Annotated in this window: 21 protein-coding genes and 1 tRNA gene; 13 read left to right on the forward strand and 9 right to left on the reverse strand. The window is 67.8% G+C overall.

What is annotated here, in order from left to right:
• Window positions 1-69 precede the first annotated feature (69 nt).
• The 3 genes from FLX08_RS38505 to FLX08_RS38515 all read right to left on the reverse strand — a co-directional run bounded on the left by FLX08_RS38505 (window position 70) and on the right by FLX08_RS38515 (window position 3580).
• Entirely contained in the window at window positions 70-1638 is a 1569-nt protein-coding gene (locus tag FLX08_RS38505; protein WP_142625198.1) for a restriction endonuclease, read from the reverse strand.
• A gap of 260 nt (window positions 1639-1898) precedes the next feature.
• The gene (locus FLX08_RS38510) at window positions 1899-2711 is read right to left on the reverse strand and encodes an inositol monophosphatase family protein (protein WP_142625199.1); all 813 of its coding nucleotides are present in this window, start codon (window positions 2709-2711) and stop codon (window positions 1899-1901) included.
• Entirely contained in the window at window positions 2708-3580 is an 873-nt protein-coding gene (locus FLX08_RS38515) for a DUF5919 domain-containing protein (RefSeq protein ID WP_142625200.1), read from the reverse strand. The genes FLX08_RS38510 and FLX08_RS38515 overlap by 4 nt, the downstream gene beginning before the upstream one ends.
• 157 nt (window positions 3581-3737) lie before the next feature.
• Here FLX08_RS38515 and FLX08_RS41050 point away from each other — a divergent pair, with 157 nt between their 5' ends.
• From FLX08_RS41050 to FLX08_RS38530, 4 genes are all read left to right on the forward strand, one after another.
• Window positions 3738-3905, forward strand: coding sequence for a hypothetical protein (locus tag FLX08_RS41050; protein WP_167530747.1), 168 nt, complete (start codon window positions 3738-3740; stop codon window positions 3903-3905).
• Window positions 3906-3910: 5 nt separating this feature from the next.
• Window positions 3911-4270 (forward strand): hypothetical protein, encoded by a 360-nt coding sequence (locus FLX08_RS38520; RefSeq protein WP_142625201.1) that lies wholly within the window; start codon window positions 3911-3913, stop codon window positions 4268-4270.
• Window positions 4267-4584: a hypothetical protein gene (locus FLX08_RS38525; protein ID WP_142625202.1), complete on the forward strand. Its 318-nt coding sequence runs from the start codon at window positions 4267-4269 to the stop codon at window positions 4582-4584. The genes FLX08_RS38520 and FLX08_RS38525 overlap by 4 nt, the downstream gene beginning before the upstream one ends.
• A 99-nt stretch (window positions 4585-4683) precedes the next feature.
• The gene (locus tag FLX08_RS38530) at window positions 4684-5415 is read left to right on the forward strand and encodes a GntR family transcriptional regulator (RefSeq protein WP_142625203.1); all 732 of its coding nucleotides are present in this window, start codon (window positions 4684-4686) and stop codon (window positions 5413-5415) included.
• Window positions 5416-5431: 16 nt separating this feature from the next.
• On the opposite strand, the gene FLX08_RS38535 is transcribed toward FLX08_RS38530, so the two are convergent.
• On the reverse strand, window positions 5432-5953 hold the full coding sequence (locus FLX08_RS38535; RefSeq protein WP_142625204.1) for an Imm21 family immunity protein: 522 nt from the start codon (window positions 5951-5953) through the stop codon (window positions 5432-5434).
• Window positions 5954-6084: 131 nt separating this feature from the next.
• Here FLX08_RS38535 and FLX08_RS38540 point away from each other — a divergent pair, with 131 nt between their 5' ends.
• From FLX08_RS38540 to FLX08_RS38575, 8 genes are all read left to right on the forward strand, one after another.
• Window positions 6085-6501, forward strand: coding sequence for a plasmid replication, integration and excision activator (locus tag FLX08_RS38540; protein WP_139580428.1), 417 nt, complete (start codon window positions 6085-6087; stop codon window positions 6499-6501).
• The gene (locus FLX08_RS38545) at window positions 6498-6776 is read left to right on the forward strand and encodes a hypothetical protein (RefSeq protein ID WP_142625205.1); all 279 of its coding nucleotides are present in this window, start codon (window positions 6498-6500) and stop codon (window positions 6774-6776) included. The genes FLX08_RS38540 and FLX08_RS38545 overlap by 4 nt, the downstream gene beginning before the upstream one ends.
• Window positions 6773-7102 carry a hypothetical protein gene (locus FLX08_RS38550; RefSeq protein WP_142625206.1) on the forward strand — a complete coding sequence of 110 codons (330 nt, stop codon included), beginning with the start codon at window positions 6773-6775 and terminating at the stop codon, window positions 7100-7102. The genes FLX08_RS38545 and FLX08_RS38550 overlap by 4 nt, the downstream gene beginning before the upstream one ends.
• 87 nt (window positions 7103-7189) lie before the next feature.
• The gene (locus FLX08_RS38555) at window positions 7190-8611 is read left to right on the forward strand and encodes an FtsK/SpoIIIE domain-containing protein (RefSeq protein WP_142625207.1); all 1422 of its coding nucleotides are present in this window, start codon (window positions 7190-7192) and stop codon (window positions 8609-8611) included.
• The gene (locus tag FLX08_RS38560; protein ID WP_142625208.1) at window positions 8608-8790 is read left to right on the forward strand and encodes a hypothetical protein; all 183 of its coding nucleotides are present in this window, start codon (window positions 8608-8610) and stop codon (window positions 8788-8790) included. Before FLX08_RS38555 ends, FLX08_RS38560 begins: the two co-directional genes overlap by 4 nt.
• Window positions 8787-10403 (forward strand): replication initiator, encoded by a 1617-nt coding sequence (locus FLX08_RS38565; protein WP_142625209.1) that lies wholly within the window; start codon window positions 8787-8789, stop codon window positions 10401-10403. Before FLX08_RS38560 ends, FLX08_RS38565 begins: the two co-directional genes overlap by 4 nt.
• Entirely contained in the window at window positions 10403-10597 is a 195-nt protein-coding gene (locus FLX08_RS38570; protein WP_244313205.1) for a helix-turn-helix domain-containing protein, read from the forward strand. The genes FLX08_RS38565 and FLX08_RS38570 overlap by 1 nt, the downstream gene beginning before the upstream one ends.
• A complete protein-coding gene (locus tag FLX08_RS38575; RefSeq protein WP_208761948.1) occupies window positions 10597-11952 on the forward strand; it encodes a tyrosine-type recombinase/integrase in 1356 nt (451 codons plus the stop codon). Before FLX08_RS38570 ends, FLX08_RS38575 begins: the two co-directional genes overlap by 1 nt.
• A gap of 88 nt (window positions 11953-12040) precedes the next feature.
• Here the strand turns inward: FLX08_RS38575 and FLX08_RS38580 are convergent.
• Together FLX08_RS38580 and FLX08_RS38585 are read right to left on the reverse strand one after the other, a co-directional pair.
• Window positions 12041-12112: transfer RNA gene (locus FLX08_RS38580), tRNA-Lys, on the reverse strand.
• A gap of 128 nt (window positions 12113-12240) precedes the next feature.
• Entirely contained in the window at window positions 12241-13398 is a 1158-nt protein-coding gene (locus tag FLX08_RS38585) for an acyl-CoA dehydrogenase family protein (RefSeq protein ID WP_142625211.1), read from the reverse strand.
• Between the two features lie 85 nt (window positions 13399-13483).
• Here FLX08_RS38585 and FLX08_RS38590 point away from each other — a divergent pair, with 85 nt between their 5' ends.
• Window positions 13484-13930: a PspC domain-containing protein gene (locus tag FLX08_RS38590; protein WP_167530748.1), complete on the forward strand. Its 447-nt coding sequence runs from the start codon at window positions 13484-13486 to the stop codon at window positions 13928-13930.
• A gap of 1 nt (window position 13931) precedes the next feature.
• On the opposite strand, the gene FLX08_RS38595 is transcribed toward FLX08_RS38590, so the two are convergent.
• From FLX08_RS38595 to FLX08_RS38605, 3 genes are all read right to left on the reverse strand, one after another.
• Complete coding sequence (locus tag FLX08_RS38595) at window positions 13932-15224, reverse strand: MFS transporter (RefSeq protein WP_142625213.1); 1293 nt, start codon at window positions 15222-15224, stop codon at window positions 13932-13934.
• A 193-nt stretch (window positions 15225-15417) separates the two neighbouring features.
• Complete coding sequence (locus FLX08_RS38600; RefSeq protein ID WP_142625214.1) at window positions 15418-15759, reverse strand: metallopeptidase family protein; 342 nt, start codon at window positions 15757-15759, stop codon at window positions 15418-15420.
• 12 nt (window positions 15760-15771) lie between these two features.
• The coding region (locus tag FLX08_RS38605; protein WP_341874380.1) for an ABC transporter permease at window positions 15772-16598 on the reverse strand (827 nt) is incomplete at its 5' end.

The following is a 16598-nucleotide window of genomic DNA, read 5'->3' on the forward strand; positions in this document are numbered from 1 at the left end:
ACTTACGTGTGCAGGCTTCCGTGTAGGTCGCAGAACGACAAGCGCGGACCCTTGCGGAGGTGCTTGAGCCTACGCGGGATCGCGCCACTCATCCGGGGGAACTATCTTTGCCTGCACTCCAGCGTGTTCCTCAAGGAGGTAGAGAAGGTTGGCTCCGTCAATCAGCTCGATCGGCTTATTCTTTGCGAATTCGAATGACGCTTGACCATATCCGGCTGTCGTCACAAGGATGCCCTTGCTTGCACCCTCGTTTTGTAGCGTGCCAAACAAATCGCGGACCGCTGATACTCCTACGGTGTTCTTATAGCGCTTCGCCTGAATCACTACCTTCCCTCCGAAGATGGGGCGAGGGTCGTAGGCGATGCAATCGACGCCGCCATCTCGTGAAGCTCGTGTCTGTCGTGCTTCGAGGCCCATCTTTGTGAAAAGGTTCTGGATCAGCGCTTCGAACTCTCCGGGAGAGAGGTCCATGAGATTGGGCCTACTGTCAACAATCGACAGAGCGTCAGACTCCTCCACGAAGCGGGCATCCACCATGTTGAACTCGAGCACCGGGCGGACCGGCGTAAGTTCTACGGGGCTCTTGGAAACCCCTGCGGACAGGTGCTGAAGGCACTTGAGCGGATCAACATGCGCAAGGTCGAGCGCTCCGAAAGTGTCACGGGTGGTGCGAAGCGTGATCAGGCACGGACGGATCTTCTGTCCCGAGGCTGGATCGATCGTGTCAACGACGCCATTGAATACAACTACGTCCAAGTGCCGTCCACGATCAGCTTCGAATAATTCGTGGACTGTCCTGAGCGCGACCTGAGCGATTGCGGCTGCATAGGTGCTCTTGATTTGCGTAGCTGGGCGGGGTGATTCGTTGATGGAGTCTGTGCTCTTCACATACCGGTGCTGCTTAACTGCAGGCACGATGTCTACAGTTGGTAGCTCATACTCGACGACCAGTTGACGCGACTCCGGAACAAAAGCAATCTTGAAGTGCTGAGGGAAGCCGTCAGGGTAGCTCGAACGCTGTAAGACCATGTCGTAGTAGGAGACGACCGCGTCCGGGTCGCCCGACTCGTATTCGTTACGAAACGCATCGATCTCGGCGTGCTGTCGAGCGGCGTCAGCCTTCCTGGCGCTCACCATGCCCTCGTAGGCGGCCCTTGCTTCCGCCAATGCCTGGGTTCGGGCGCGCTCCTGTGCCTGATGCTGTGCCGTGGCCTGCTGGAACTGCCCCTGCGCAGCGGCTAACGCCTGCTGGTACTTCGACTTACCGAATAGCTTTCCCACACCCGTCGGCTCAGCCGGCGCGAACTGCTCCCACTGCGGTGCCGGAGTGGGAACTTCTAGGTGTCTATGCTGCCAGGCTGGGATCGTGGCGGGTCTTTTGAGCGACTCGAAGTCGATGTGGTCATCGACCTGCAAGGTAGCCTGCAGAATCGTGGCGAGCGCCTGCATGCGGAGTTCCAAGGCCTCGTTCATCGCTGCGACATCAGCAGCGCGGGACTCCTGGTAGAGCCGCTTGCGTTCCTTCTCCTCCGCAGCTTGGGCACGAGCGTAGGCGGCTCTGGCCCGTTCGGCGTTGCGTTGGGCTGCCTGCTGAGCTCTGATCTGCTGCGCCTGAGCGCGAGCTGCCTCCCGCTGCATCTGTGCAATCGTCGCCGCGAGGGAACGCCGCCGAGCCACTGGTTCTCCCTACGTTCTCTGAAATCCGACTGCCCCAACTAGCAGAAGCAGTGGCAAGGGCATTGCAGGCTCCTGCTCCTTATTGCCTTATATCGTTCCAGAGCGTACACCGCAGGCCTCAATGCAGAAGTACCGCCTATGTACCAAAACGCCCGTTAAGGACGTTTATGCGTACTGTTGAGGCGTATAGTCTGCGCGGCAACGATCATAGAGTCGGCAGGCTAGGCCGTACGGTCCGCGTCTTTTTCGGCCCCTGCGACCAGTTCGACGAGGTCGGCGAGGATTTTGGGGGCTGCAGCGATGGTGGCTCGGGCTTTGGCGGTGTGAGGGGTGCCGTCGATGTCGGTGACGATGGCTCCGGCTTCGCGGGCGATGAGGACGCCTGCGGCGGTGTCCCAGGGATTGTTGGACAGCATGATGCAGGCATCGGTCTTGCCCTCGGCGACCCATGCGAGATCCACGGCGGCGGAGCCGAACATGCGGACGCGCTGTACCCGGGTGGCGAGTTGGTAGTTGAGCGGGAGGCGGACGCGGTTCTTGTCCTCGGCGCCCTTGCCTACGGCGTAGTCGCCGACCGAGACGATGGCGGCCTCCAGAGCGTCGGTGGTGCTGGCGCTGATCGGGTGGCCGTTGGCGGTGGCTCCGGCCGTCTCTGCTGCGGCGTACCGCGTGCTGAGAAATGGCAGATCGATCACGCCGAGGATGGAGCGGTCGTGGTCGATCAGACCAAGCGAGGTGCCGCACAGCGGGATGCCGTGGGTGAAGTTGGCGGTGCCGTCGAGCGGGTCGAGCGCCCACATGAGGCCATCGCCGGCACTCGTGATCCCTTCCTCCTCACCGAGAAACCCGATCTCCGGCGTCTCCCGTGACAGGAAGTCGCGTACGGTGTGCTCGACGGCGTAGTCCACCTCGGTGACCATGTCGCGGTCGCCCTTAGCGGTGACCACGCCGGGGAGCTTGGTGGTGATGATTTGGCTGGCGATGGTGACGGCCTGCTCGGCTATGGGCAGTAGCGCGCGGGCGTCAAGGGTCATACGGGTTTGCTCCGCTCCCACATAGAGGTGAAGACCTGGTCGAAGACGGGAAACAGCCCGTCGGCGGCGGTGTTGTCGGTGATGACGAGCGTAGGTGAGTCGACTCCGCGGGCGGCCGGTAGGTAGGGCTGCACGACGCAGGTCGAGCCGTCCACGATCAGGATGTTGAAGCGGATCGTCTCGTCGTAGACGTGGATTTCCAGCCGTTCGGCGGCCTCGGGGTCGAGCCGGTCGCGGAGCCGGGTGAGCATGCTGATGTTGAGCGCTGTCAACGTCTGAAGGGTTCCGTCGGTGTAGTGCTCTTCGCGTTCGCGGGCCATGATGGCCTCGCCCTTGGGGTCCAGGAACAGGCAGCGGATGCGGGTGCCGTGCTCCAGTAGGCGGGTGAGCTGGTGGTCGGGGTAGCTCTGGCAGAGCACGTTCAGCGACAGGCCGCAGGCGTTGATCTCCTTGGCGCCGTCGAATAGGGAGGCGGGCGGGTAGGCGGCGCTGAAGGCGGACCGGCTGCTGAAGACGGCCGTCACGTCGGCTAAGCGCGTATCCTCGCACGGGTCAGGCACGGGAGCGGTGTTGTCCGGGGTGCTCCTCGGTGCCGGTACGGCCGCTGCCGCTGCGGCCTCGGTGGAGAACAACTCCTGGGCGGTCAGGCCGGGGAACATCGCCTCCAGGACCCGGCAGTGATCGGCGTAGGGCAGGCCCTTGAGTTCGCCGGACAGCCAGCGGTGGAGCTGGGCGCGGCTGGGCCACCTGCCCGCGAGGGCGGGGTCCACCTTCTTGGCGGCCTTGTCGTACTCCCGGCAGAAGGTGCTGTAGGTCTGCCAGTGGCGCTGGCGTAGGAGCGACTTCAGCATGATCGGTTGCTCGGTCATCATCCGCGCCCTCGGGGTTGGGGAGCCCTTGTAGGCCCAGGTTAACCAGGGATGCGGATCACGGGGAGGCAAAGACGAGACGAAGCGAGACACGAAGCGCCCAGGCGGGACATGCACGCGGTCGAGACGCGACAGGCCGCCGGGCAATCGTTGGATCATGGCTGGTCAGTGTGGGTTGTGCGGAGGACGGGGCTGGAAATACGCCAGTCCCCGGCGCGGTGTCGTCGCGGCCGAAGAACCGGCCTCCGGCGAGACTGTGGCGGGTGAGCGGGTCACGGTCGAGTGCCTGGGCTGCCAGGGCTCCGGCACGGTGCCGGAGGAGTGAGGCCGATGGCTACCCGCTGGCTCGACCCGATCGCCTCTCCTTCGCTGCCGCCCGAGGTGCCGCTGACCGCTGAGCGGGCGGCCGGGCTGCTGTCCGCCGAGTTGTCCATCGGGCACGGCATCGCCACCGATGTCCATGCCGGGCACGGCGTGGCGTTCCTGTCGGTCTGGGTCGACCTGCTCGTGTGGACCAACGGCCGGTGGTTCCGCTGGTCGACAGGGCGGCGCTCGGCCAGCGGCCGACTCGTGTTCGCCTTCGCCCCGGCGCACGACATCGTCACCACCGCCCGGCGGGTGGCCCTGCTGCGGGAGGAGTTGCGCCGCACGCACCCCTACCCCCGGTACATCGAGGACGGCCGCGCATGACCTCCCGGCATCTGAGCCCTCACCTGCCGCGCCCCCAGGCCGACGCCGAAGCACTCGTATGGTTCGCCCCCACCCCCAGCAGTCGTGAGCTCGTTTTGGCCTGGACGTGTGACTGTCTGGCGATCTTCTTCGAGCTGATCCAGTCGGGCGGGGTCGCGTTCATCAGGAAGACGATTCAGGACGAGCGTGCGCCGGTGATCGCCGAGACGCACCGGTGGCCGCTGCGGGAAGCATGGCTCACCTGGGCGGCGATGCTGGCCGGTCAGGTGCGGGTGAACGGGCGCGGCGGCGTGGTCGAGTCCTCAAGGCAGTGAGGAAACTCCCGCGCCGTTGCGCCTTCTGCTTTCGACGGGGCAGACAGAATCAGGACGGATAGCTAAGCTGACGACAAGTCGAGTTGTAGGGAAGTCGTCATGTCGTCCGAAGAGTACGCTCCGCCGAAGTACGCGCAGATCGTCCAGGCCATCCGGCGACGTATCGCGGACGGCACCTATCCTCCGGGCTCGCTCCTGCCGTCGGAGACGCAACTCATCAACGAGTTCCACGTCAGCCGCCCCACCGTCGTCCGCGCCCTCCAGGTCCTCCAGCTTCGCGGCGTGATCGAGCGCGAGCACGGCAAAGGCTCCTTCGTGAAAGCCACGCCGCCGGCCGCGGCTGAGGAAGCCTCCCGGCCCGGCCGGGCCGTACTCGACCGCGCGGAAGCCGACGAGAACGGCTCCCCCGTAAGCGTCGGTGAGCACCCGGCCCCCGCGAGCGTCGCCAAGCTCCTCGGCATCCCCGAGAAGTCACCCGTCATGATGCGGCGCGTCCTGTTCCGCGATGCCGACCGGCCGGTCGACCTCGTCACCATCTGGTGCCCGGTGGAGCTGGCCGAAGGTACCGACCTGGGCCAGCCCGAACCACTCACCGCCGGCATCCGGCAGCACCTCCAGCACACCAAGGGCCTCAAGCTCGAACACGTCGCGGAACGACTCAGCGCACGGCACCCCTCGACAGAAGAAGCCAAGCTCCTGGAACTCCGTAAGACCGCGCCCGTCCTCGGCGTGCTGGCCAGCGTCTACAACGGCGGCGGCCGACCCGCCCTCATCGTGGACCTGGTCCTCCCCGGTGACCTACACGAACTGGAAGACGCCTACTCCCTTTGACGGGCTGGCGCTCGACTCATGTGAACCGAACGAGGATCAGATACGCCCTTGGATGCTCCACATAGGCGGCGCGTACCGTGTACCGACCGGGGGCGAGGTCGACGACGAGATGCTCTTCTGAGGCGATGTCGTCATGCCCATAAGCGGAATCGAAGAGAATCAGCGGCTCGTCGACGGTATACGTCAATTCCTCGCCTTCCGGCACTGACCCTGCGTCCATGACCTCCGTAGCCACGTCCACCAGTTCTTGCTCTGAGTTCGCCCCAACCCAGCGGATGAGGGCCTTGCGCTCGGCGAGGAACGTCGTGAGCCATGGCTCGGATATGACCAAGGCTTCGGCCGGACCAACCTGAATCGGCCCGATGTACGACTGCACGGAGCAGGCGCGGCCGTAGTCGCCTTCGTCCTCGGAAGAGTCCATCGGCGCCCCGTGCCAGTACGGGAGAGCTGACTGCGGCACAAGGATGTGGGGGCCGCCCAAGGTGTCCACCCACGTGAGCCCACCAGATTCCGCGTGTTTCGGGTCATTTACGGTCATGCCGCAGAGCGTACGCAGCCAACACGTCAAGATTCTCGGCAACTCGACTTGTCGAGTGCCGGGAAGGCGGGTACTCTGAAAACAGCTCGACAATACGAGTTGTCGAGAGGGCGAGAGAAAGGAGATGTGCGATGGCACTACAAGGACCCATCCCAGTGACCTTCGACATGGTCTTCCCGCACGGCTGCTACGTCGTCGGGGAGGTCGAGCAGGTCAAGGACTTCGACGCATCGACCAACGGCCGGTTCGTCCAGGCGCGGGACAAGCAGACGGGGGAACTCGTCTGGCAGGTCGCCGTGATGGACGCCGACCCGACCCTGAAGCCCGCGCAGAAGACGGTGGCCGTCAAGATCCTGGCCCCCGTCCAGCCGGTGCCGCCGGCCCCCATGGCGGGCCTGCCGTTCACGCCCGTGGAGTTCGACGGGATCAGCGTCACGCCGTACGTCAACCAGGCGGGCCGACTGGCCTACTCGATCCGTGTGCGGGAGATGCGCGCTCCCCGCTCCAGCGGCGGCCGGGCCGCTGCTCAGGCGAAGGACGCGGCATGACGGGGCGAAGGACCGTGCCGCCGGTCAGCACGATCAACCTCAAGACCGGGCCGGGCGCATCGGCGGCCAACCACCCCTATCCGCAGCGGTCGCCCGTCCTCGGGCTGGTCTTCGGCGGCGTCCAGGTGCTCGTCACCACTTCCGCCGGAGACCGGGTCACCGTGGATGACCTGGAGTTCGCCCGCTGCCTGGCGCGCGAGGCAGCCTCGTTCGCCCGGTCGGTGGAGCGGATGTTCCACGGCCTCCCGAACGGTGAGGGGGTGGCGGTCCGATGACCCCGGGCCCCTACACCTACCTCACCATCGCCATCACCTCCGACGAGCGGCCCCGCGTGAACGTCGGGTTCTACACCCCCGGCCTTCGCGCCGACGTCCGGAGGCTGGACTCGGGGCGGCCATACCTGGTCCTGGAGTCCGACGAGGCGTACGTCTCGATCTCCACGACCGGAGCCGGACCGGCCACCGCGAACGACGTGGAGACCGCCCGGCGCATCTTCGACGCCGCCGCCCGGTACCTGGCCGACTGCGAGCACATGCACGCCGACCAGTCGGCCGACTCCGACCAACTCGCCCTCCCCGTCATCGACGAGACGGCCGCCTGAGATGCAAGCGGGGCCGCAGGAAGCGGCAACTTCCGGCGGCCCCTCAACTCTCCCTGACTGCGAAATCACGAGAGGACACGAAGTCTAATGTTCCGAAAACTGCCTGGCGACGAGGCACGTAACCTCGTCTCCACCACCCCAGACACGGCCGTGGTCTTCCGCCCGGCCGTCATGCAAACCCCCGCCATCGTCACCCTCGTGATCTGGCTGTCGCGCCTGCTCGCGGGCCTGGTCCGTCTCGTGGTGCGGCATCCGGTCGCGGTGGCCGTGCCGGTCGGCCTCGGGGTCATCTGGACCCTGTACGGCTGGCGCCTGGCCCTGGTGATGGCCGGGTTCCTCCCCTCGGCCGGAATGTCCTGGCTGCTGCTGGATCGGGCCTCGTTCCTGCGCCTGGTCGGCTGGCCGCTGCTGGCCTGGTGGCGACTCGTCGCCGTCTACCGGCGGCACTGGCAACCCGTCATGGTCGTCTCCGGCCTCGGACGGCACATCCGAGGACGCGACTACCTGCCCCGCCTGGTCCGGGTGGAGTGCGACGGCTGGGCCGACCGCGTCAGCGTGAAGATGCTCAACGGCCAGGCCGTCACCGACTGGGCCGACCGCATCGAGCACCTGGCCCACGGCTTCGGCGCACCCTCCTGCCGGGTGGCCGTCGCTCGGGCCGGGCGGCTCGTGCTCACCTTCCCCCGGCGCGACCCCCTCGCCGAACCACTGCCCGCGCTTCCTGTCCCCGAGGTCGCCTCGGTGGGACCGGTCGAGATCGGCCGATGCGAGGACGGCACACCGCTGCGGCTCAAGGTCCACGGCACGCACGTCCTGATCGCCGGGGCCACGGGCGCGGGTAAGGGCTCCTACCTGTGGTCGACAATCCGCGGCTTGCTCCCGGCGATGCGGGCCGGGCTGGTGCAGGTCTGGGCGCTCGACCCCAAGCGGATGGAACTGTCTTTCGGGCGGGCGCTGTTCGGTGCCCGGTATGCGGCCGATCCGAAGGAGTGCGCCGACCTGCTCGACGAGGCCGTGAGCGTGATGCAGGAGCGGGCCGACCGGTTCGCCGGCCTCCAGCGCTTCCACACGCCAACCGTGGCGGACCCGTTCGTCCTGGTGCTCGTGGACGAGGTGGCGTTCCTGACCGCCTACCAGCCCGACAAGCAACTCCGGCAGCGCATCACGGCGGCCCTGGCCACCCTGACCACCCAAGGGCGCGCGGTCGGCGTCGGGGTCATGGCCGCTCTCCAGGACCCCCGCAAGGAGGTCATGAACATCCGCAACCTGTTCCCCGACAAGATCGCCCTCCGGTTGGACGAGTCGGAACAGGTGGACATGGTCCTCGGCGACGGCGCACGCGACCGGGGAGCGCTGGCCGACCACATCTCACCTGTCCCGGAGTTGGGCGCGGGCGTCGGTTACGTCCGGCTGGAGACCTCACCCGATCCGGTTCGCGTGCGCGCGGCCTACGTCTCCGACACCGACATCCGGGCGATGGTCGCCGAGTTCGCGGGGGAGGGCCGATGATGCGCCTGGCTCACATCCTCGACGGCCTACGCTGCTCGGGCTGCGGTGCCCTCGATGTCCTGTGGCTCGACCCCGTGCGCGGGATCGTCGAGTGCCACGAGTGCGGCGAGAAAGCCACCGTCATGGTCGACGGCCTCGACCTGGTCGACGCCCTCGACGGGTGCGGGGGTGACTGGTGACCAACCCGCACGACCGCTCCACCCCCCGCGCCGTCCGGATGGCACAACCCCTCGCCCGTGAAGTCGTGGAAGAGATCGCCAAGCAGTACGGCGTGTGCATCCGCCCGGTCCCGCTCCGGCGACAGGACATCCTCACCGGACAAACCGAAGTGATCGACGTTCCCTGCGGGGCCACCTTGGAGAGCAAGTGCCCGCCGTGTGCCAAGCGCAACCGGCAACTCCGGCGGGCACAGTGCCGAGAGGGCTGGCACCTCGACCACGAACCGGTCAACCTCCCCGACAACGCGGACGAGTATCAGCGGCACCTCGTCGAGCTGCGGGCCGACGCCCAGGCGTGGCGGGATGAAGTCGAAAGGGCCAGCGGCGACACCACCGACCTGGACGCCACGATCGAGGACCTGGACGAGGAGATCAACCGGGCGGGCATGCGCGGCAACGTCCTCGGCCGCACCTCCGGTAAGCGCTCGCGCTCGACCAAGCGGCGGCAGGACGCCCCGGATCTCCCCAAGCGGCAGATGACCAAGACCACGCTCGGGCGGACCTTCACCGGCTCCGACGGCAAGACCTACCGGCCCTCGATGTTCGTCACGCTCACCCTGCCCTCCTACGGGCGGGTAATGGAGGGTGCGCCCCTCGCCCCGGACACCTACGACTACGCGCGCGCGGCCCGCGACGCCCTGCACTTCTCCAAGCTCGTGGACCGCTTCGTGCAGAACCTCCGCCGCGTCGCGGGATATGACGTGCAGTACTTCGCCACCGTCGAGCCTCAAAAGCGGCTCGCGCCGCACCTGCACATGGCGATCCGCGGCACCCTCCCGCGTGCCGAGCTGCGGCAGATCATCGCCGCCACCTACCACCAAGTGTGGTGGCCCTCGACCGACGAAGTGCGGTTCGAGGGGGACTACCTGCCGGTCTGGGAGGACGGGGCCGGCTACCTCGACCCCGACACCGGCGAAGTGCTGCCGACCTGGGAACAGGCCCTCGACCGACTCGACGCCGACGAGGACGCCGAACCCCTGCACGCGCTCCGCTTCGGCGACCAGCTCGACATACAAAGCGTCCTCGCCGGAACCCCGGACGCCGACCAGCTCATCCAGTACCTCTCCAAGTACCTGACCAAGAGCCTCGGCGACGCGCTCGGCACCGACGACCCACGCCGCAAGGCACACGCCGAACGACTGCTCGACGCCCTGCGGTTCGAGCCGTGCTCGCCGACCTGCCCGAACTGGCTGCGCTATGGCATCCAGCCCAAGGGCGCCAAACCCGGCATGGCTCCCGGCCGGTGCAAGGGCAAGGCCCACAAGCCCGACCACCTCGGCTACGCGGGCCGCCGCGTCCTCGTCTCCCGCAAGTGGTCCAACAAGACCCTGACCGAACACAAGCAGGACCGCCGTACCTGGGTCCTGGAAGCCCTCGGCGTTCCTGACGAGCCGGTCGACCCCCACCGCTACATCTGGCGACCGGTCAAACCCGGTGATCCCGACCTGGCCCCCATCGGCGTGCGCCTGCTCCGCTCGGTCCACGAACGCCAGCGCTGGCGCAACCACATGAACCAACTCCAGGCACTGGGGGACGGCCAAGATCTTTCGGCAGCTGAAGGGAGGGCAGCGTGATGGACAGACTCTTCTACCGACCCAAAGACGCGGCGGTCGTCCTCGGCATGAGCCGTACGGCGGTCTTCCGGCTGATCAAGACAGGTCAGCTTCGCTCGGTCAAGTACGAGGGATACCGGCTGGTGCCTGCTGACGCTCTTCAGGAGTTCGCGCGGGCGCTCGAAGCGGGCTCAGCGCCGGAAAGGGCGGCGTGATGTCCCGTAAGCCCAACGGCCGGTCCTCGATCTATTTCGGCAAGGACGGCAAGTGGCACGGCTGGGTCACGATGGGCGTCAAAGACGACGGCACGCCCGACCGCCGGCACCGCATCGGCAAGACCGAAGCGGAGGTTACTCGCAAGGTCCAAGAGCTGGAGAAGGCGCGCGACTCGGGGAAGATCGACAAGCCGGGCAAGGTGCCGACGGTCAAGGAGTGGATGCGGGTCTACCTCGACGAAATCGCTCCGCTTAACGTCAGTCAGTCCACCCTCGTCAGCACCTACCGGCCCAAGGTCGAGCGCTGGATCATTCCTCGGCTCGGTGCCCATCGGCTCGACCGGCTCCGGCCGGAACACCTGGATGCCTTCTACGGCTGGTTGAACAAACAGGACCTCCGGCCGAACACGATCCTGCAAATCCATCGCATCCTGTCGCGGGCTATCAAGCTCGCCGTACGGCGGGAGATCGTCGCCCGGAACGTCTGCGGGCTGATCGACGCGCCGACCGGGGAGGAGGTCGAGATAGAGCCCCTGTCAGAGGACGAGGCGCGCGACATCCTCGACGTCGCCAAGGATCGCCGGAACGGGACGCGCTGGTCGGTGGCTCTCGCGCTCGGTCTTCGGCAATGTGAGGCGCTCGGCCTGCGGTGGAAGTACGTGGACCTCAAGCGGGGACAGCTCCGGATCTTCTGGCAGATCAAGCACCAGCGTTACCGGCACGGCTGCGCAGATCCGCACGCCTGCGGGGCCGCCCTCCACCGGTACCCGTGCCCGGCCGACTGCCCCAAGGCGAAGCGGACGTCCGGACGGCGGCACACCTGCGTCAAGCAGCGGTGCCCGGCCTCCTGCGACCGGCACGGCGGCAAGTGCCCGAAGTTTTGCGAACCCGGCTGCACCAAGCACGCGCCGTCATGCCCTCAGCGCGTCGGCGGGTGGACCTTCGTGAAGCCCAAGGGCAAGAGCAGGCGAGTGGTGCCGCTCCCTCCGCCGTTGATCCCGCTCCTGAAGCTGCACCGTGAAGCCCAGGAGGCCGAGCGCGCGGCGGCGGGGGAGAGGTGGCAAGACCGGGATCTCGTCTGGTGCGAGCCGGACGGCAGCCCGATCGACTCGCGGCAGGATTGGGAGGAGTGGAAGGAACTGCTCCGGCTGGCCGAGGTCGAGAAGGACGCCAGGGTCCACGACGCCCGGCACACGGCGGCAACGCTGCTCCTGGAGCAAGGAATAGACATGCGGGTTGTTCAGGTGATCCTCGGACACTCCCAGCTCACCACGACGAAGCGCTACACCCACGTCACCGAGAATCTGGCCGGCGACGCCATGGCGCGGATGGGCCGCGCGCTGTGGGACGAGTGAACCGGCGATTGCACAACTGCAACCAGAAATGCAACCGGGCAGGCTTCCGATCGATCATGATTCGGGAGTCTGCCCAGCTCATTGAGGGTGGGGCGCCAGGGACTCGAACCCTGAACCGACGGATTAAAAGTCCGCAGCTCTGCCATTGAGCTAGCACCCCTTGGTCGTGCCCCGCGGACCCCGGCCCGTGTCGCGCTGTGATCCGTGGAACACTCCCCACGTTGCAGGGTACAGAGAGTACCGCGTCTTCGGCGACGCGATTGTCCCCGATCGCGGCGAACGGAGGCGTCAGCGGAAGGCGTCCAGGCCCGTGAGCGCCTTGCCCAGAGTCAGCAGATGCACCTCCTGAGTGCCCTCGTACGTGAGCACGGACTCCAGGTTGGTCATGTGCCTGATGACCGGATACTCCAGCGTGACGCCGTTGGCTCCGAGCACCGTACGCGCCTCGCGGGCGATGTCGAGCGCGGCCCGCACGTTGGCCAGCTTGCCGAAGCTGACCTGGGTGGGCTTCAGCTTCCCGGCGTCCTTGAGCCGGCCGAGGTGGAGGGCGGTGAGCCCGGCCTGGCCGAGCGCGACGGCCATCCAGGCCAGCTTCTCCTGCGTGAGCTGGAAGGCGCCGATCGGCTTGCCGAACTGCACGCGCGTGGTGGCGTAGTCCACGGCCGCCTCCAGGCAGGCCCGGCCCGCTCCGACCACGCCCCACAGGATGCCGTACCGCGCCTCGGTGAGGCATGACAGCGGGCCCTTCAGCCCCCTGACGCCCGGCAGCACCGCGGAGGCGGGCAGCCGTACGTCGTCGAAATAGAGAGAGGCGGTGACCGAGGCCCGCAGCGACAGCTTGCGGTGGATCTCGGCGGACGAGAAGCCGGGGGTCGAAGTGGGGACGACGAAGCCGCGGATGCCCTCGTCGGTTTGCGCCCACACCACGGCGACGTCGGCGATCGAGCCGTTGGTGATCCACATCTTGGCGCCGTTGAGGATCCAGTCGCCGGACGGGTCCTGCTTGGCGGTGGTGCGCATGCCGGCGGGATCGGAGCCGTGGTCGGGCTCGGTCAGGCCGAAGCAGCCGATGGCCTCCCCTGACGCCAGCCGGGGCAGCCACTCCTCCTTCTGCTCGTCCGAGCCGTACTTCCAGATGGGGAACATCGCCAGCGACCCCTGCACGGAGACGAACGACCGCAGCCCCGAGTCGCCCGCCTCCAGCTCCCGGCAGGCCACGCCGTACGAGACGGCGTCGAGCCCGGCGCAGCCGTACCCCTCCAGGTGCATGCCGAGCAGACCGAGCGAGCCCAGGGCCGGGGCGAGCTCGCGGGCCGGGAACGTGCCCTGCTCGAACCATTCGCCGACGTAGGGGAGGACCTTGTCGGAGACCAGTTCCCTTACGGAGTCCCTGATCATGCGGTGCTCGGGGTCGAGCTGATCGTCGAGTTCGAGAAGGTCGTCCATGGCGTCAGGGTATCCGGGCCCCCTCGGGGTAGGGCCAGGGGGAATCCCGATGTGCGTCAACCCCTCTGAAAGGCACTGTGGAGGTATGAACGAGATGAACTCCAACGGTTCGGTCAAGCAGCTCCACCGCACTCGGAACGGCAGGATCATCGCCGGTGTGTGCTCGGGCGTCTCCGAGTACACCGGCATCGACGCCAACATCCTGCGCCTCGGGCTCGCCGTCGCGAGCTTCTTCGGCGGCCTCGGCGTCGGCATCTACGCCGTCGCCTGGCTCCTCCTCCCCGAGGAGGGCAGGAACGCCTCCATCGTCCAGGACCTCATCGACAAGAACAAGGACGGCCGGGTCTGGCAGGACGCCAAGGCCAAGTGGGACAACGTCCAGCAGGGCTGGAACCAGGGCCGCCCCACCGGCACCCCGTACCCCCCGCAGGCCCCGCAGGCCCCCCAGACCCCTCAGGCCCCGACCTACGAGCAGCACCCGTACGGCCGGCCCTCCACCGGCGACTCCCAGAACCAGGGTCCGCAGGCCTGACTCAGGTAGCGGCAGCCCGGACCTTGGCGATGATCTCCCTGCGCGACTCGGTCCAGAGCATGGCGAGCACGGCCGCGGTGCACAGCCCGGCCACCCCCGCCAGCGTCACGACGGCCTCTGGGCCGAGTCGCTGGGCGGCGGCGCCTCCGACGAGGATGCCGACGCCCTGGGCGGCCAGCAGCCCCGACTGCACCAGCCCGAACGCCGCCGCCCGCCCCGCGGCGGGCACGCACTGGACGAAGGCCGCGTTGGCCGCGAGCTGATAGGCCCCGCCGACGCCGGACAGCACCCACAGGGCGAGCACGCCCTCCAGCGGCGGCCGGATCGCGCACAGCACGAGCGGCGCACAGGTCAGCATGGCCAGCCACCCCATGGCCCGCAGCCGTCCCGAGGGCGTGACGAACCGCCCGAAGAAGAACGCGCCGATGACCGTTCCTGTCGGCATCGCCGCCATCAGCAGACCCGTGATCACCGGAACGGGCAGCCTCCCGTCGGCGAGCGCCGCGGCGTACGGCACCGCGAGGCCCTCGGGGATCACGTAGAACCCGCACAGCCAGGCGAACAGGACGAGCGTGCGCAGCCGCCGTTCGCCGAACACCAGACGTGCGCCGGACCGTGTCATCCGCCACATGGACGGCCGCTCGTCGTCCTCGCGCAGCGGCGCCGGGCGATGTCGCACCCCCGCGACGATCACCAGGGCCGACCCGAGGAACGTCGCACAGTCGAGTGCCAGCGCCCGATAGGGCCCGAGCATCGCGATCGCCGCGCCCCCTGCCGCGAACCCCAGCATCTGCACGGCCTGGTTGGTGACGTTCTGCAGGGCCGAGCCCACGACGTACCGGTCGCCTTCCAGCACCTCGGGCAGCAGCGCAGCGCGGGCGGCCGAGAACGGCGCGCCGAGCAGCACGACGAAGAAGACCAGCGCGCACAGCACCGGAAACGGTGTGGCGGGCAGGGCCATCACGGCGAGCATCAGGGCGCGCAGCACGTCGCACCAGAGCATGACCCGCCTGCGCGGGTATCGGTCGGCGAGCCCGGACAGGAGGGGCCCGCCGACGATGGGCGGCAGGTAGGTCAGCGCGTAGACGGCGGCCGTGGCCAGCGGCGATGCCGTCCGGCTGTAGACCAGCACCGCGAGCGCCACCTGGGCGAGCTGGTCGCCGAGGAGCGACATGCCCTGTCCGAGCCACAGGGCCCGGAACTCGGGGATCGCGGCGACCTCCCGATAGGTCGCCCGCACCTCGGGGGCACGGCGGTGCCGGCCGGACAGCCTGCCGGGCTTGGTGGCCGCCATCTCACTCCGCAGAGGTCGCTCCGCCGGCCGTGTCCGCCGGTGTCCGCCGCGGCGACTGGATCTTACAGCCCGTGGTCAACATGTCACTTACAGTGCCTGCCGCGGGCGACTTTTGCAACCCGCTGCCGGTCCCGTTTCGCGCGCCGCGAACGACGATCACCGCCCTGACGAGCGGAAACATCGACGAACGCCGTCACCAGCCGAGCTCGTGCAGCCGTTCGTCGTCGATGCCGAAGTGGTGGGCGATCTCGTGGACGACGGTGATGCGGACCTCCTCGACCACGTGGTCCTCGGTCTCGCAGATCTCCAGTGTCGGGTTCCGGTAGATCTCGATGCGGTCCGGGAGAACCCCCGAATACCAGTCGCCCCGCTCGGTCAGCGGAATGCCGGTGTAGAGCCCGAGCAGGCCGGGTTCGGGCGGGTCGTCCACCACCACGACCACGACGTTGTCCATGACCTTGGCCAGATCCGGGGGGATCGTGTCGAGCGCCTCGGCCACGAGCTCCTCGAACCTCTTCAGCGGGACGTCGATCACGGTCTCATCGTGTCATCGAGGGGCGGCCGTGCGGTAGCGCCGTACGGCGAGCGGGGCGAACACCGCGATGATCAGCAGCGACCAGCACAGCGACGCCGGCACCGGATGCCGGAGAGGCCAGGAGGCGGCGGCCGAGCCGGGGTTGCCGAACAGTTCCCGGGCGGCCGAGACGACGGCGCTCATCGGGTTCCAGTCCGCGATCGCCCGCAGCCACCCGGGCAGCCCCTCCAGCGGCACGAACGCGTTGGCCAGGAAGGTCATCGGGAACAGCCAGCCGAACGTCGCAGCGTCCGCCTGCGCGCCGTTCTTCACCAACAGCCCGATGTACGTGCCCAGCCAGATCATCGCGTACCCGAACAGGGCGAGCAGGGCGAAACCGGCGAGTGTCCCCAGAGGGGTGCCGTGCGGACGCCATCCCGCGATCAGCAGGCCGCACACGCTCATGGTGGCGAGCGACAGCCAGTCCTTGGACATGTCCGCGAAGCTCCGCCCGGCCAGTACGGCCATGCGCGCGATGGGCTGGGCGCGGAAGCGGTCGATGATGCCGCGCGCCATGTCCTCCGCGACCGACGTGGCGGCGGCGACCGCCGACAGCGCCATGACCTGCATGAAGATCCCGGGCATCAGGTAGTCGCGGTAGTCGCCCCCGCCGGGCAGGCTGATCGCGCTGCCGAAGACGTACCCGAACAGGATGGTCATGATGACCGGGGCGACCAGCTCGGCGGCGATCTGGCCGGGCTGGGCGCGCAGTTGCGAGAAGCTGCGCCCCGCGATGACGAACGTGTCGCTCAGGGCCCAGCGCAGCCGGTGTGCCCTCGTCGCGGGAGGTTCCACGGTGA

It is taken from the genome of Microbispora hainanensis (genome assembly GCF_006874475.1).
Lineage (GTDB): Bacteria > Actinomycetota > Actinomycetes > Streptosporangiales > Streptosporangiaceae > Microbispora > Microbispora hainanensis.

Excerpts from the sequence above, each read along its gene's own strand:
- FLX08_RS38505 (WP_142625198.1), bottom strand. The coding sequence starts at position 1,638 with ATGCAGCGGGAGGCAGCTCGCGCTCAGGCGCAGCAGATCAGAGCTCAG.
- FLX08_RS38510 (WP_142625199.1), bottom strand. The coding sequence starts at position 2,711 with ATGACCCTTGACGCCCGCGCGCTACTGCCCATAGCCGAGCAGGCCGTC.
- FLX08_RS38515 (WP_142625200.1), bottom strand. The coding sequence starts at position 3,580 with ATGACCGAGCAACCGATCATGCTGAAGTCGCTCCTACGCCAGCGCCAC.
- FLX08_RS41050 (WP_167530747.1), top strand. The coding sequence starts at position 3,738 with ATGGCTGGTCAGTGTGGGTTGTGCGGAGGACGGGGCTGGAAATACGCC.
- FLX08_RS38520 (WP_142625201.1), top strand. The coding sequence starts at position 3,911 with ATGGCTACCCGCTGGCTCGACCCGATCGCCTCTCCTTCGCTGCCGCCC.
- FLX08_RS38525 (WP_142625202.1), top strand. The coding sequence starts at position 4,267 with ATGACCTCCCGGCATCTGAGCCCTCACCTGCCGCGCCCCCAGGCCGAC.
- FLX08_RS38530 (WP_142625203.1), top strand. The coding sequence starts at position 4,684 with ATGTCGTCCGAAGAGTACGCTCCGCCGAAGTACGCGCAGATCGTCCAG.
- FLX08_RS38535 (WP_142625204.1), bottom strand. The coding sequence starts at position 5,953 with ATGACCGTAAATGACCCGAAACACGCGGAATCTGGTGGGCTCACGTGG.
- FLX08_RS38540 (WP_139580428.1), top strand. The coding sequence starts at position 6,085 with ATGGCACTACAAGGACCCATCCCAGTGACCTTCGACATGGTCTTCCCG.
- FLX08_RS38545 (WP_142625205.1), top strand. The coding sequence starts at position 6,498 with ATGACGGGGCGAAGGACCGTGCCGCCGGTCAGCACGATCAACCTCAAG.
- FLX08_RS38550 (WP_142625206.1), top strand. The coding sequence starts at position 6,773 with ATGACCCCGGGCCCCTACACCTACCTCACCATCGCCATCACCTCCGAC.
- FLX08_RS38555 (WP_142625207.1), top strand. The coding sequence starts at position 7,190 with ATGTTCCGAAAACTGCCTGGCGACGAGGCACGTAACCTCGTCTCCACC.
- FLX08_RS38560 (WP_142625208.1), top strand. The coding sequence starts at position 8,608 with ATGATGCGCCTGGCTCACATCCTCGACGGCCTACGCTGCTCGGGCTGC.
- FLX08_RS38570 (WP_244313205.1), top strand. The coding sequence starts at position 10,403 with ATGGACAGACTCTTCTACCGACCCAAAGACGCGGCGGTCGTCCTCGGC.
- FLX08_RS38575 (WP_208761948.1), top strand. The coding sequence starts at position 10,597 with ATGTCCCGTAAGCCCAACGGCCGGTCCTCGATCTATTTCGGCAAGGAC.
- FLX08_RS38585 (WP_142625211.1), bottom strand. The coding sequence starts at position 13,398 with ATGGACGACCTTCTCGAACTCGACGATCAGCTCGACCCCGAGCACCGC.
- FLX08_RS38590 (WP_167530748.1), top strand. The coding sequence starts at position 13,484 with ATGAACGAGATGAACTCCAACGGTTCGGTCAAGCAGCTCCACCGCACT.
- FLX08_RS38595 (WP_142625213.1), bottom strand. The coding sequence starts at position 15,224 with ATGGCGGCCACCAAGCCCGGCAGGCTGTCCGGCCGGCACCGCCGTGCC.